Source organism: Chitinophaga sp. 05T412 (genome assembly GCF_056396465.1).
In genome coordinates this window covers 69,803-84,077 of the sequence record NZ_JBFTLN010000008.1, presented here as the reverse complement: position 1 = coordinate 84,077, position 14,275 = coordinate 69,803, and the positions used below count along the sequence as shown (strand labels likewise).

The 14,275-nt window shown below is 47.1% G+C and carries 12 protein-coding genes; 3 read left to right on the top strand and 9 right to left on the bottom strand.

The genetic code is table 11. The annotated features are described in order from the left end of the window. The first annotated feature begins 22 nt into the window (after positions 1–22). On the top strand, positions 23–1,849 hold the full coding sequence (locus AC1DFM_RS18440) for a hypothetical protein (RefSeq protein ID WP_477078217.1): 1,827 nt from the start codon (positions 23–25) through the stop codon (positions 1,847–1,849). A gap of 213 nt (positions 1,850–2,062) precedes the next feature. Here the strand turns inward: AC1DFM_RS18440 and AC1DFM_RS18435 are convergent, their stop codons facing one another. The 9 genes from AC1DFM_RS18435 to AC1DFM_RS18395 form a co-directional block, all read right to left on the bottom strand. After that, a complete protein-coding gene (locus tag AC1DFM_RS18435; RefSeq protein ID WP_477078216.1) occupies positions 2,063–3,172 on the bottom strand; it encodes a lytic transglycosylase domain-containing protein in 1,110 nt (369 codons plus the stop codon). Further along, positions 3,169–4,062, bottom strand: coding sequence for a hypothetical protein (locus AC1DFM_RS18430; RefSeq protein ID WP_477078215.1), 894 nt, complete (start codon positions 4,060–4,062; stop codon positions 3,169–3,171). Before AC1DFM_RS18430 ends, AC1DFM_RS18435 begins: the two co-directional genes overlap by 4 nt. A gap of 116 nt (positions 4,063–4,178) precedes the next feature. Continuing rightward, entirely contained in the window at positions 4,179–5,546 is a 1,368-nt protein-coding gene (locus AC1DFM_RS18425) for a DUF5458 family protein (RefSeq protein ID WP_477078214.1), read from the bottom strand. Positions 5,547–5,587: 41 nt separating this feature from the next. After that, complete coding sequence (locus tag AC1DFM_RS18420) at positions 5,588–6,034, bottom strand: hypothetical protein (RefSeq protein ID WP_291926650.1); 447 nt, start codon at positions 6,032–6,034, stop codon at positions 5,588–5,590. 34 nt (positions 6,035–6,068) lie between these two features. After that, positions 6,069–8,501, bottom strand: a complete 2,433-nt coding sequence (locus AC1DFM_RS18415) for an AAA family ATPase (protein WP_477078213.1) — start codon at positions 8,499–8,501, stop codon at positions 6,069–6,071. 357 nt (positions 8,502–8,858) lie between these two features. Next, positions 8,859–9,893 (bottom strand): DUF3137 domain-containing protein, encoded by a 1,035-nt coding sequence (locus AC1DFM_RS18410; protein ID WP_477078212.1) that lies wholly within the window; start codon positions 9,891–9,893, stop codon positions 8,859–8,861. Between the two features lie 9 nt (positions 9,894–9,902). After that, positions 9,903–10,424, bottom strand: coding sequence for a hypothetical protein (locus AC1DFM_RS18405; protein WP_477078211.1), 522 nt, complete (start codon positions 10,422–10,424; stop codon positions 9,903–9,905). A 30-nt stretch (positions 10,425–10,454) separates the two neighbouring features. Continuing rightward, complete coding sequence (locus AC1DFM_RS18400; protein ID WP_477078210.1) at positions 10,455–10,763, bottom strand: hypothetical protein; 309 nt, start codon at positions 10,761–10,763, stop codon at positions 10,455–10,457. Positions 10,764–10,947: 184 nt separating this feature from the next. After that, a complete protein-coding gene (locus AC1DFM_RS18395) occupies positions 10,948–12,171 on the bottom strand; it encodes a DUF6807 domain-containing protein (RefSeq protein ID WP_477078209.1) in 1,224 nt (407 codons plus the stop codon). Positions 12,172–12,312: 141 nt separating this feature from the next. Here AC1DFM_RS18395 and AC1DFM_RS18390 point away from each other — a divergent pair, with 141 nt between their 5' ends. Next, positions 12,313–13,854, top strand: a complete 1,542-nt coding sequence (locus tag AC1DFM_RS18390; protein WP_477078208.1) for a hypothetical protein — start codon at positions 12,313–12,315, stop codon at positions 13,852–13,854. After that, positions 13,835–14,113: a hypothetical protein gene (locus AC1DFM_RS18385; RefSeq protein WP_477078207.1), complete on the top strand. Its 279-nt coding sequence runs from the start codon at positions 13,835–13,837 to the stop codon at positions 14,111–14,113. The genes AC1DFM_RS18390 and AC1DFM_RS18385 overlap by 20 nt, the downstream gene beginning before the upstream one ends. Positions 14,114–14,275 lie beyond the last annotated feature (162 nt).

Genomic DNA, 14,275 nt, shown 5'->3' with positions numbered 1-14,275 from the left:
CATTTGTTTATTAACGCCACTCATGAAAGAAAAGAAAGAACGAATAAAAGACCGGATGCTCAAAACCGCTGCCCGCCTCTGGGGATACCCCGATGCAGAAGTGGAAACCTCTTTTGACCCGGTAGTGCAACTGCTGCTGGAAGCCTGCGCCAGCGAACTGGAAAAAATTTCTGGCGAAGTGGATGTTTCACACGCACGACTGGTGGAAAGGCTAGCTCAGATCATGATGCCGGAACCTATCACCAGCAGTCAGCCTGCTTATGGTATCCTGCATGCCATTGCCACTGAGCCTGTAGCAGATATTCATGCGGATCATCAGTTTTATCAACATACCAAAGCCGGCGCCCATAGCCGCGATATTTTCTTTTCGCCCGTTACCCATCACCGGCTTTTCCGCGGCCAGGTGCAATACCTGAGCATCGGCAACAAATTATACGAAACACGCGATAACTGGTTCAAAGAACAAATCCTCCAGGGACAATCCTTTCCGGACATGGCTCCTAACCACTTGTGGATAGGTTTACTGATGGACGAAGTAGCCCATTCCTGGGAAGGCATGTCGTTTTTCTTTGACCTCCGCAATATTCACCAGCAGGAAATGTTTTATCACTACCTGCCACTGGCCCGCGTATTTTTGAATGATAAAGAAGTGTCTGTAAAAGCAGGCTACCATCATAGTMGCAGTGCCGCCGAAGAAGAAGTAGACAGCATGATACAGGTGGCGGTGAATAACAACGCCCGCTACAGTCAACATATACTGCAACGTTTCCGGCGCCATTTCCTCACGGTTACAGACGCACCGCCTGCCGGCGCGCCTGGCCTCCCAGAAACACTGCAACGTATTTTCGGAACTGAGAGTAACCGGCTCAACAAAGAAGTACAGTGGCTGCGTATAGAATTTCCGGAAGCGCTGCACCATACTTTGCTGGAAGATCTTTACTGCAGCATCAACTGCTTTCCTGTTATCAACAAAAAGAATAACGAGCAGTCGATGAAGCTGAATCGTTACCTGAACATCATTCCGATGCAAACGCCGGATATCTTTTTCGATATCAAACGCGTATACGATCTGGAAGGCGCCGACTACTATGTGCGCAATTTCTCTACTGCCGGCCAAATGCAGGAAGGCGAGCTGGTGATCCGTAGCAGTGGCATCGGTCGCTTTGATACCCGTGAAGCCAAAGAAGTGATTGCCTACCTCGTGGAAGTAATCCGGGATGAAAGCTCCCTGTTTGAAGAAGTGAAGAATGATTATGTCACTAACCGCATGCGGGAATTACATCAGCTCATTGCTTCTCTGGAAGAGCAGCTGCAACCCAGTGCCAACAAAGGCAACATCCCCTATGTGATGGTGAAGCCAAAAGAAAATGCAGAATACATTTTCATAGAATTTTATTCCACTAACGGCACCGCCGCCAATAATATCCGGATGGGTACCCGCCTGCTGGAATATGGCAGCATCAATACCAGGCCCAATACCATTACATTACTCACCAATACGCAGGGCGGCAAAGACCGGCTCAACATTGATGAAAAAATCAATTTGTACCGTTCTCATTTATTATCGCATAACCGCATTGTGACACCGGAAGATATCAAGGGCCTCTGCAAAACTATCTTTGGAAAAGAAATGAAAACGGCGGCTATTGTAAAAGGCATTGCGCTGCAACCGGGCGATGGGGCAGGATACAGTCGTACGCTGGATATCCGGATTACCTTGCATCAACCGACTGAGCGTTATCCCGTAGCTAACCTTCACTATATGAAAGAGGAATTGCTGTTACAGCTGGAAGAGAAATCCAGTAATACGTTTCCTTACCGGGTATTTATCAATGAAGTGCTGGCATAAATCCATGCCATATGTATACGACAGGCACGTTATTGATCAGCGGAAGGCTGGTTGATAACGTTTCACTTTTTTAGTGATCCTGTTTTAGCCTGACCCATTCTTCCTCTGATGTGGTTATATTTTCCAACATTCACGCTGCAGCAATAACAATCTACCACCAACAGGCGCGATAACTTCTCCACGTTGATACCTGTTGAAACAACTGATAAGCATTCATTGGATCTTAACACTTTGCATTGCCAGCTGCATTCCGGGTACACGATTGTCCCACACTGTGCTTTTATGATCGGCTACTCCACGCAGCTGCACCGGCCCACCGGTTTTCAGCAAATCCGCCGGTACGCCTTTTTTCCCATCTGCCGCATATAATACTATCGTGTTCCCGAAACCAAGATCTACATATACGCGGTTGCTGACCAGCCAGCCCTTTCCGGAAAGACTGGAATTTTTACTGATATACACCCCGTTAGCCTGCAGGTCGTCGAGTAGCTGAATACTCACCAGCTGTCCATCTTCGAAGTGGGCGTTATTTTGCAGGCGGGCTGCATATACCGCTGTACCTGATTTTGCGGGCGCTGCTTTGCCGATAGCAATACGGATGGTGTTAAAATCTTTATCCCCTGATTTATTTACGGGCGCAGGTGTAGCGAACACGGAACCATTATTGGTATTTTTGCTGAATACATTGTAACCAAAGCCGGGCATATATAGCTCGGGGCTTTCGAAAAGCTGTTTGATAGCAATGATTTTGTAAATATACTGGGCGGTTTCATTGTTCAGTAGCAGCTGATAATAGTCGCTGCTCCCCTGCCGTTTTATATTTCGGGAGATGTTACCCGATCCGGCGTTATAGGCTGCCGCGGCCAATGTCCAGGAGTGTAGCTGATCATGCAGCATACGTATCAGCTTACAGGCGGCATGGGTAGCTTTGATCAGGTGATTGCGTTCATCATAGCCGGCGCTTACCGTGAGTCCCAGGTCTGCTGCCGTTCCTGGCATAATTTGCCATACGCCTTGTGCACCTACCGGAGAAGTAGCATTACTCAATCCGCTTTCCACAATAGGCAGATATTTGAAATCTAATGGTACCTGATATTGTTGCAGGATGGGTTCTATGACCGGGAAATATAGTTCAGCCTTTCCCCGCAACGCGGGCAGGTAACCCTGGTAGCGCAGGTTGCGTTTAATCACATCCATCAGCCGGAAGGAAACGAAATCTCTTTCCATAGGAACTACTTCTCCGCAGAAATCTATCTGCTGTGCCTGGCCGGAAAAGGCCAGCAACAAGAGGCATCCTACTATCAGAAAAAGACGTTTGATCATTGCTTAGCCAACATATATTTGGGGAGTACCGTTACCGGCAGATATAATACTACCTGTTGTTTCCCCTGGGTTGTTTGCAGTACGATGATAATTTCATCTTCCTTTTTGAATTGTTTGGACGGCACTACATACACTTCGCTGGCGTCCTCTTTGGGGGCTATAACCGCGGGCCCTTTTCTGTAGAGGATAGGCATGGTATGCAACAAAGAGGTATCCTTTTTCTCTTTATGAATCAGACTCGCTTTTAAAATCTCGAAGGGTTCTTTCCCTTTGTTCCGGATGTGGAAGCTGAAATAGTTCATATTGCTCAGGGTCATGGCTTGTGCATATCCCAGGCTCACGCCGTCTACTTTCACTTCGTATTGGTGGTTTACTTTATGATCCTTGCCGAAGTCGCTGGCAATTTTACCTACGGTAACGGTGTCCACGCTGATCAGGTTACCCGTTTCTTCTGGAAGATTGGTCAGCTGGTCATCGCCGCTCCGTTCTCCTCTGCCGGCGCGGGGAGCCTGAGGTGTTGCTTCGGGTGTGGTGAAGGCGCCGGTAGTTTTAGGCTTGCCAGATAAAGTATATTTCAGTCGCGCTAAATCTGCCTTATCGCGATAGGCGATGATCATGTAATGAATATTTTCTCCTTCCCGTACAATCAGGTTGGTTGGATGCGGGGCCGCAGTGATGGGCCGTAGAAATACCATATTACCGTCTACAATGCGATAGTCATAGTCCGTGTTCTTTCCGTCGCCAATCTGGAAAGTAGTGATGGGGGCACCAGAGGTAATCAGTGTTACCGCGCCTTTGGTGGTCAGGATACTATCAGTACCTGTTTGGGCATTTACAGACAGCCCTGTGATTAACAAACAAAGCAGTAGACTGCACAGCACTCGTTTCATCGTTACGTCAGCTTTTACCTTTAAAAAATGTAGGGATATTTTTATGCGGGCAGCTTTCGGGCATCCAGCCGGTAGTTATAAATACCGTTGTAAGCCCGAAAGCTGCCCTAAAAGGATTATTTACCATCTTGTTCGTAGGTAGTATCCCAATCTGTAGCTTCATCGCCTTTTTGGCCCTCCATTTTGATCAGGAAGTTTTTGGCCGGGAAGTAAGGCTTCAGATGGATATCCAGGTGAATACGATCTTTCTGGATCGGGTCCTGTTCAAAACGGCGGATGTTGAAGTCTTCAATCAGTTTATCCGGTCCCGTGATGCCATCCAGGAAACGGATGATCTGCTTCATGAGGTCCTTGCGGGTATTGGCATTGAAGTTTTCGAAAGCCCGGCGGTTCAGGAAGTCCATCAGCACCTTGGTCACGAAATCGAATACACGTACTACCGAGTAGGTCTGCAATCCCAGGTTATCTCCGTTAAACAATGTTTTGGCGCTGAAGGCCATTACTTTGCCATATTCTTTCACCATGGGCACCAGTCCCATTTTTTCCAGGCTGGCAATTTCGCTTTTCTTCAATTCAAATTTCACCCCGTCCACTTCGTTCATGCCGCCGAATTTCTTACCAGCGGTCACCTGCGACATCAGGGTTTTATAGATTTTTCCTGCCAGCGCACCGGAAGGAGGTACGTAAAGGTGATCCTGCTCTCCTACTTCATCAAATTTGCCACGGCCTACCAGCCAGTTGCAGGACATGATGACATTGGAGCGATGTATTTCCCCACCAGTCAGGTTAGCCAGTTCAAACATTTCCATCACATCATCCGGGGCATCCAGGTGAGCGAAGTCGGTGACCAGCATCGCTTTATTTTCGTGGGCAATTTTGGCCCATTTCTCAATCACTTTGTTAGAGCCCAGATAGCCGGGGATTACCAGCAGGCTATAGTTGGTACGCAGGTCCAACCGGTCGTAATTACTCACCAGCTCATTACTAACAGCGTCAATAAAGCGGGTGTTATCGAGGTCTTTCAGCTGCTCCAATTCCACGTTGATAAAGGAAATGTTCTTTACTTTATCGGATTCGGTATTCTTGTAGAACAGTGCCACGTTGCGGTACGACTGTTCCAGTTCTCTGGTGGAATCCACTGCTTCCCCGAGGTTGGCCGACAGTACCTTTCCTGCTTCTTCCGCATGGGAAGTGCAGTAGTCTACCATTTCAGGCAGCTCTGTTGTTTCGGACAACATTTTCTCCCAGAGAGATAATACTTTCTTTAGTTTTTCTCTCTCTGCTTTCTTACCTGCTTCCGTTAAAAATATATTACGGCGCGCTTTCCTTTCGGGGTTAAGGTTTTGCGCACCTTCAATAGTGCCTTCCAATAGATCGAAGCCACCATATTTTGCAAGATCTTCAATATTTCCGCTGAGGTTAACTTCCTGTTGTGACGACAGGCCATCATTTTGCAGCTCCTGGTTTTTCTGTAATTCTGCCATAATCAGTAAGGTTATGTTCCTGGATTGGGGGGAACCGTTAATTATTTGGTATTAAGGTCGTTCATCATGCCGCGAATGGCGCCTAGTAAAGCTTTGCGGGCATCGGGATCAGCCAGTGCTGATTTCAGGATCTTATTCGTTTTCAGTTGTTTCATAATTTTCAGGTATTGCTCCTTTTCCGTAGCCAGGTCGTTCAGGAAAGCGCTTTGCGCCGTAATTCCTTTTACACCGAAATCACCCAGGTGATGGAACTGTAATTTTTCTGGAACCGTACGGCCTTCTGCATCATGAAAGGATACATTTACGGCCGGTTTGAAGTGTTCAAAAACAGCTTCTACGGAAGTAAGCCCTTCCACAATTTCAGGTTTAACAGGCGCCTGCTGGGTTAACTTTTCAGCAAACAAGGTACGGTTATGCGATATCTCCGCGATGGCTTCGTTGGCGTCCAGCTTCACTTCTGTGCCGCCAATTCCGTAGTTGTCATTCATTTGATATAGAATTTAGAATTTTGGAATCTGACAATCAATTTATGGTCCAGTCTAACTGCTCATTTTTTATATCCAGTGTTACCGTCATATCTTTCCGCAGGTGCCCCTCAATGATCATGCGCGACAGCGGCTTGCGCAACTGTCCCCGGATCACTTCCCGCAGCGGCCTTGCGCCATACTGTGGAGAATACCCCATCAGTGCGAGTTGCTGCCGCGCCGGTGCAGATACATTCAGTTGTATACCTTGCTGAGTTAGCAACTGCAACAAATGTTGTAAATGGATATCAAATATCTTTTCTACGTTCGCCTGTTGAATAGGTCCGAATGGAACAATCTCCGTTAACCGACCCAGGAATTCCGGCCGGAAGTGACGGGCCATCAACTCCATCAGCTGTTGCGATGCGGGGATCACATTTTCCTGAAACGACTTCGCAATCACCTCACTGCCGATATTCGATGTAAACAATACGAGCGCATTGGAGAAATCGCCTGTTTTACCAAGACGGTCATGCAGCTTTCCTTCGTCCATGATCTGCAAAAAGATATCAAACACAGAAGGATGTGCCTTTTCAATTTCGTCGAATAGTACTACTGCGTAGGGCTGTTGCCGTATTTTATTTACCAGCAGTCCGCCTTCTTCATATCCCACATATCCCGGAGGCGCACCATACAGCAGGGCGGCCGCGTGTTCTTCTTTAAACTCTGACATATCAAAGCGAATCATGCTGCGCTCATCCTGAAACAGGAAGTCAGCGAGCGATTTCGCCAGTTCCGTTTTTCCGGTACCGGTGGGGCCCAGGAAAAAGAAGGAGCCAATGGGCTGTCCCGGGCGGCTCAGGCCTGACCTGGATTCCAGTATGGCATCTGCTACTGCTTTGAGTGCATGATCCTGTCCCACTACTCTTTTGCGTAGCTGTGCTTCCATGTTCACCAGTCGCTCCCTTTCTCCGGACTGTACTTTTCCCAATGGGATACCGGTGATAGCGGCAATCATGGTGGCCAGGTCTACCGGATTCACAGCCTGCTGCTGTGTGGCAGTAGCTACTTCCAGCTGCTCCAGTAATTGTTGCAGGTAAGGTTGCAATTCCGCTGCGGTCATTTTAGCAACATCCTCCGCCATATGCAGCCTGGCCGTCAGCAGGGCGCCGAGGCGTTCCGTCATTTGGCGATAGAACCATTGCAAATCTTCCACCAGTACGGTTTCCTTACTACTGATCTCTGCAAAGGAAGTTTGCAGGCTTTGAGAGAGGGATACTCCTGTATCCTGCATGGCGCGTATAGCCGCCATGGTACGATCCAGCAGGTTGATAGCGCTGTCCGGCAAACATCTTTCTTTTACATAGCGCCGTGATAACCGGATGGCTTCGTGTATGCTTTCGGGTGACAACTGCAGCTGGTAAAAGTTTTCATATATCGGGGCAATGGCATGAATCATGCGACCTGCCAGCACTTCGTCGGGTTCTGCCAGCGTGAGGGTTTCGAAACGGTGCCGTAACATGGCATCCGGTTCTATCAGCTTACGGAAACTTTCGGGCGTAGTAGTACCGATGAGCACTATTTCACCCTGACCCAGTGCTGCTTTCAGCACATTGGCCATTCCGCCGCCGGATTGTTTATCAAGCAGGCTGTGCAGGTTATCGATAAAAAGTATATGCCTGCCCGTTTGTTTCAGTTGCTGAATAATTTGCAACAGGCGATCTTCTAATTCATTTTTATAAGCGGCCCCGGCTATAAAAGCGCCGTAGTCGAGCGCATACATTTGGGAGGACTGCAAAGACAGTGGCACTTCCTTTTGTACAATAGCACGCGCCAATCCTTCTACCAAAGCGGTTTTACCGACTCCCCCTTCTCCAATCACCAATACATTGGCGCGGTCTTTCCGTGTAAGCACTTCCGTGATAGCCCGTATTTCGCCATCACGGCCGATTACGGGGTGAAACGTTTTCAACAGCTGCGGATCAGTGATGCGGTATACATATTTGAGCGCACCGGGCTTGATCCCTTTCCCTGTATTGGTTTCTGGTGGTGTATCTTTTCCACTTTTACCGGCTGCTTTTAATTGCTCCCGGGTAAAAGGAAATGTTTTCAGTTGTTCGTAAGAAAACCCTACGCCAGGTGTACACAGTGCAGTGAGCAGGCTCCAGGCGTCTGCTTCTTCATTATCGTTGGTGAGACTAAGTGCTTCATTCAATACGGCTGCTGCGGCTTCATCCGGAGTGGGATCATCGGTGATGCGGGGAGATCTGGGCATTTCATCCAATCGCACTTCGGCCCATTCTTCCAGGTAGTACACGTCAAAGTTCAGCTGATGCAATGCAGTTACCAGCCCTGTTTCCTTATGCAAACAGGCGCGCAGCAAATGTGCAGGTGTATACTGCGGATGATGATAATCTTTTGCAATGGCTGATGCAATCTTTACTGCAGATTGCAATGCAGGGCCAAATATGGTTAATGTTGACAGGGTCATTTGGATGATTCCAGGTTTTTCTATTATTAAGTTAACAATTACAATTACTATATGGGTGCTCCGCTTACAGAGCGTGGTAAAGATACAGCGAAAACATTTACGTAGAATTCAATCTGAAAAAAAACTATGTCCAGCACGCTTAATCTGTACATAACCGGATATTATTCGTAGGCGCATACCTACCAAACAAGCCACCATCGGCAGTTACACCAAATACAAAAAATATCGTAACATATTAATTAAATTTATTTTTTGACGCAAAAACCAGGCAGAAAAAGCTTTTCTTGATCCAACATAATGGGGAGGATGTCTACCTATTAAATAGGTACTATGCATTATTCATCTCCCTAAAAAAAATTATGACCTGGAAAATGCGTGAGAGGTCCAGATACCAGTATTTGACTTCAGGTCTTCGGCTAACTGTAACAAGGATACGAAATCAAGGTAGAAATTTTTCAATAACTCCCGGTCCTGTAAAGACTTGTGAAGGGTGGTTTCAAAATAATCCGTACCGTGACCAATGCCAACATAGACGCGGTTGTTATAAAAAGAAATAAACAACTTTGCGCTGCTACGTTCCTGCAGTTGGATAATTTTTCCCATTAATACCGGTGTCAGCAGTTGTTGCGCTTCGTTGGTGTCTGGTGCATAGACCATGAATAATTTATTAAAAGCGGTATCTGCTGGCAACACCTTTTTACCAAGATCCCAGGTTTGAATAAATCCATTGTCGGTGGCGGTACTGGAAAACAGGCTTTCCATGGTACTGTTACGGGAAATGATATACACAGGTGTGCTGAAATACCGCGGGAACTGGCCAATGAAATAGCTGCCGCAGAAAACAGTATCGGGGCCCTGACCGCGTACCGTAATGAGTGGCGTATGCGTTACCAGCAAATCACAAAACTGGAAATTCATATCTCCTGCTTTGCCATAGATCTGGTCGTTGCCGGTGATGCGGTAATCCTTTAGCGCAAACAGGCCATGTTCTGTAAACTCGGCATAACTGGCATAATTGAGGGGCTGATAGGTATATGCCGGATTAATGAAACCGATGATGGGTTTAACAATCCTGTTTTTAAAATCATGTTGAAAATCCACTGCATCATTCATTCCCTTTCCCTTCATCATAAAATAGCTGATGGCATAACCACTTAATGAAACCAGGACCACCAGGCCAATGATCAGTAAGGTAGGGTTGCTGTTGCTATCGGTGTGGGGTTGGGTAGAAAAACGAACGATAAAAAAAACGAAGATGGCAAAAGGAATGAGGCAGGCCACCCACATCCAACGCATCCAGTTACGGCCGGACTTGCGCTGCTTTTCCATGGCCAGCAGCTCGTCATGGAGCTGCTGGTCCAGGAAGCTGTTATATTCTTCCAATGTTTTCATATACCCTTATCAGTTAGAAGACCAATTGGCAGAAGCGCCACCTATAGAGCTGGCTACCGGGGCCTGCTGACTGATCAATGCTTTAAAAGGCTGTACGTGTTCGGCCGATAAAGGCAGCTTGAAAAACGAGCGGCTTTGCCCGATCCTTATATGTGCATATTCCATGGGAAACAAGCGTAGTCTGATAATGCGCAGCGGCAGCGTCAACTTATAATCCGTATAGGTGTCAACGTTATTCACCGCTTCTCCTTTCTCGAGACGGCTGATGAAATCGTGGATTTTCTCCGGACGTTTTTTAGCCCCGTATAACATAATGAGATAGGGAATCAGCACGCCTATTGGTAAGAACAATAAGATATACAGCACAAAGGTAGGTGCCTGGCCACTTTTTCCGGAGAAAATAGAATAGCCGATGAGGCCAAAAACAAGTATTGCTAATACTTCTGCGGTAATAAGGGCAGTAATAGTCTGCTTTCTATCTTTTTCATGGATGTCGAGCAGGATGTCTTTCAGTTCGGAAAGGTTTTTCATTTAGTATGTGTTTAGGAAAATAGTGTCAGATCATTTAGACTTCATTTTAGTAAAATTACTGATGGCAAGATAGAAGCCGATCAGGGATACCAACGCATAAGCGGCAATCAGCGCCCAGATGCTTTCTCCGGTAACTTTATAAATCAGCATTTCAATTTTGGTAATGCTGATACTTTCATCGCCGGGGCTATGAAATTGTTTATACCGGTAGAAGATCAGCACGATGCCAGCTATGCCCAGCAACAATCCTACGATCACACCGCCCCATGACGGCGCATCTTCTTCCTCAGTAGATTTATTGATTTCTTCTTCTTTTTGGGGGTCCTGTAAATTGCTCATTAAGATGATGGTTAAGGGTTATAAATAGCTGTTAGCTGTTAGTGACAAGGGGTTACGCCGCTGCTACCAATCAAAATTCATCTCCGCTGCATTTATCTAACTGCTAATAGCTAACTACTAATAGCTGCTCGAATCATTCACTGCGCTAAATAAATGAAAAAGAAAGAAATCACAAAATACAATATCAGATGATTTGTACTTCCGGCGGATGTACATACTCTTCCCAGGCAGCCTCTGCTTCTGCAGCGGTGATGTCGCCGCTAAATACCATTACCCTGTACTTCAGCTGGTAGCGTGCTCCGGGGTAAAGTTGCCATGCCTTCATACGGGTAGGTGTATAGTTAAACATGAGTTCACCGCCTTCCATATTTTCCGGCCAAACGCGCAGCGGTTCGGGTGAATCAAAATTATCAGGATAGTTCATAATCAGCATTCCCGCTTTTCCTTTGGCGGTAGTGCCTGATATTTTCACCCAACGCGCACGGGTACTGTCGGCCTCATTGCGATTCTTTCCTTCAGACGTCAGTACCTGGCTGGTTTGAGCGGTAAACTCCGGTGTAGTTCTAAGTCCAAATCCTCCACCATAGCGATATTGCAGCAATGTAATGCCATTAGCAGTAGCAGATGAGAAGGTAGTAGTAAAATCCCATTGACGGCGGGAGCCCTCATTCGTAGCGGGATAAGCCTGTACCAGCCACGTTTCCCGGATAGCCGTTTTTTCGGTACCATCTTTCAGAAAAGCAATATGGTCCTGGCCGGCGCTGAAGCCGCACCAAACGTTACCAGACAGGGTTTCCAGGTCGCCGTTAAAACGCACCTTACCTTCTTTCTTCTGCACATTCCAGAAATCAGTTTCCCGGCCTTCAAACAACGTATGCGTCCACGGGTTCCAGATGCCCATATGATGCAGGTGGCCGGCATTGGGGAATACATTGGTAAGCACTACCCCATTTGGCGCCCAGAGCGGGTGAATAAAGGCGCTGCGGCTATACACCGTATCTGCGCCTGCTGGTGCGGCCACCGTTTGAAAATTGTATTGGAGAATGGGTTGCTGCTGCTCTTCCAGCAGCAGGTGTCCGTTTTCTAAAACGGTTTTCATCACCGGTTGCGTAACCGGCATGCCTGCTTTCAGCTCATATTTCCGCTCCGTGCCGGCAGGAGTGATGCCCTCCATGATCCAGCTGAGCTGACCTTTATACACGTTAACGGCAACGGGTATACGTTTTCCATCTCTGATTTCTTCCATGCTCACGGGGGTATTACCGGCGGCAGCCGGCAATGTCGTATATACGATACTGTTATTTCTCGGAAAATTACCCGCTTTCACAAGGAAGCTGGCCATCACCTGTGCCTGCACCTGCGCTGCAATCAGCAATAAACAAACGAAAAGGCCGTGGAATTTTTTCATAAACGCTGCATAGATTCCCAGAAAAATACGGTTTACTTTTTCAGTATGCAAATAGGATGCGGAGTGAAACAATAATATTGTTGCAGCATGGGTAGCTAATTATCCTTTAATTCAATATTTTTGATCGCTAATAAGGATACTATGGCATCCCCCAATATACATATGCTGACTACAAAACTCATTATAACCAACAAAACAGCCCTGCAACAAAAATATGGGGAAACGCACCAGCAGATACTGGATGATTTAACCGCGCTGCAGGCGTTTGATAACAACCGGCACCTGGATGCACATATTATTTTCTTAGATGATCCGGTGCAAATGCAAGCCTGTCAGGCTACTCCTGTGACAGACAACACGGATGACGCGCAAAATAAGAAAGCGATTGATGACCTGTACCGCTTTTATTCACCAGGATATCTCCTGCTGATAGGCGCCCAGGATATCATCCCGTTTCAACGTTTAAAAAATCTGCTGCCGGGCGACAACGATCCTGATGGAAACATCCCCAGTGATCTGCCCTATGCCTGCGATACCCCTTATGATACCGATCCCGGAAAATTCATTTCCCCTACCCGCGTAGTAGGGCGATTACCGGATATTCCGGCGGTGAACGACCCCGGTTATCTGCATACCCTTATCACCAATATACTGGTGGCAACGCCTGCGGAACCGGGCGATTACCAGCCTTACTTTTCCCTGAGTACCTTCGACTGGCAGGACTCTACGCAGAATAGTCTAAAGAACATTTTTGGTAATCATAACAGCCTGTTGGTTTTTCCGGGAGATGCCGCCCTCACCGGTACCAACTGGACTGCGGCCCAATTACAGGCTAAAACACATTTCATCAACTGTCATGGCGCTATTAACAATCCCTCTTACTACGGTCAGAAAGCCGGGGATTTTCCACTGGCGCTACGGTCGGATGGACTTACGGATAAAATTACACCTGGTACTATTGTAGCGGCAGAATGTTGCTATGGCGGACAGTTATTCGATCCAAAGAAAAACAGTGCCAAAAGAATGAGTATGGCGAACAGCTACCTGCTCAATCATGCGCTGGCTTTTGTTGGCAGCTCCAATATTGCTTATGGCCCGCCTACCGGCCAGGGGCTGGCAGATTTGCTGACACAGTTTTTTGTGATCAACGTATTAAACGGGGCTTCTACCGGCAGAGCGCTTTTGGAAGCGAGGCAACGGTTTCTCCATGAAATGGGCCCCACCCTGGACCCCTACGAATTGAAAACAGCGGCACAGTTCTACCTGCTCGGTGACCCATCCTGGCAACCAGTGATCAACCAAAAAGATCCCAGCACGACGGCCGCCGAACAGCCATTTGTGAATACACTGCAAAACCGCCGTGACAACCTGGAAGCCAGAGGCAAAATGCTGGATGATTTTATCGCCGTTCCACATCCCTCTGATGACACACACGCCACAGATCCTGCCCTGCATACCGCTATGCATCAGTTGCTGGATGAAAAAAACTTCGCTAAAGACCGCGCACCAAAAATCTTTGTCAACAGAAAAAAGAATCATACAGACGGCAACTCCATGCCATCTGTAAAATTTCATGTATTTTCGGAATCTGCCACCATCGGGGAAATACCTTTAACCAAGGTAGTAGTGGTGAAAGAAAAAAATAATCAAATACTGGGGTATCGTGAATATGTCAGCAGATAACACCAACAGGGATAAAAGTAATCCCTTCATTACACTCACCGGACGCCTGGTGCTACGCACTTTCGGCAAACACAGTAAAAGTGAACACCTCGGCGTATTCCTGGTTACAGACCAGGGCGACTATCTGATACGTCCTGCCGGCGCTAATCCCTTTATGCAAAATCCACTCATGCCCCTGGCCGGCAAAACAATTGTTGCCACCGGGAGCATAGACGATTATGTGTTTCTGGCCCAGACGTGGAAAGAAGCTGAGAGCTGAAGACACAAAGCTGTTGAGGCGATTGACCTGAGCGGATTTTGTCTTTTTCCGGATTAGACTGATTACACTGATTTTTTGTTTTAAAAAGACCTGGGAAGATGTAAGCGATATGACTTTTAGCTTTCCCCTTCATCCCATTCATCTTTTTATTATGACTTTTTT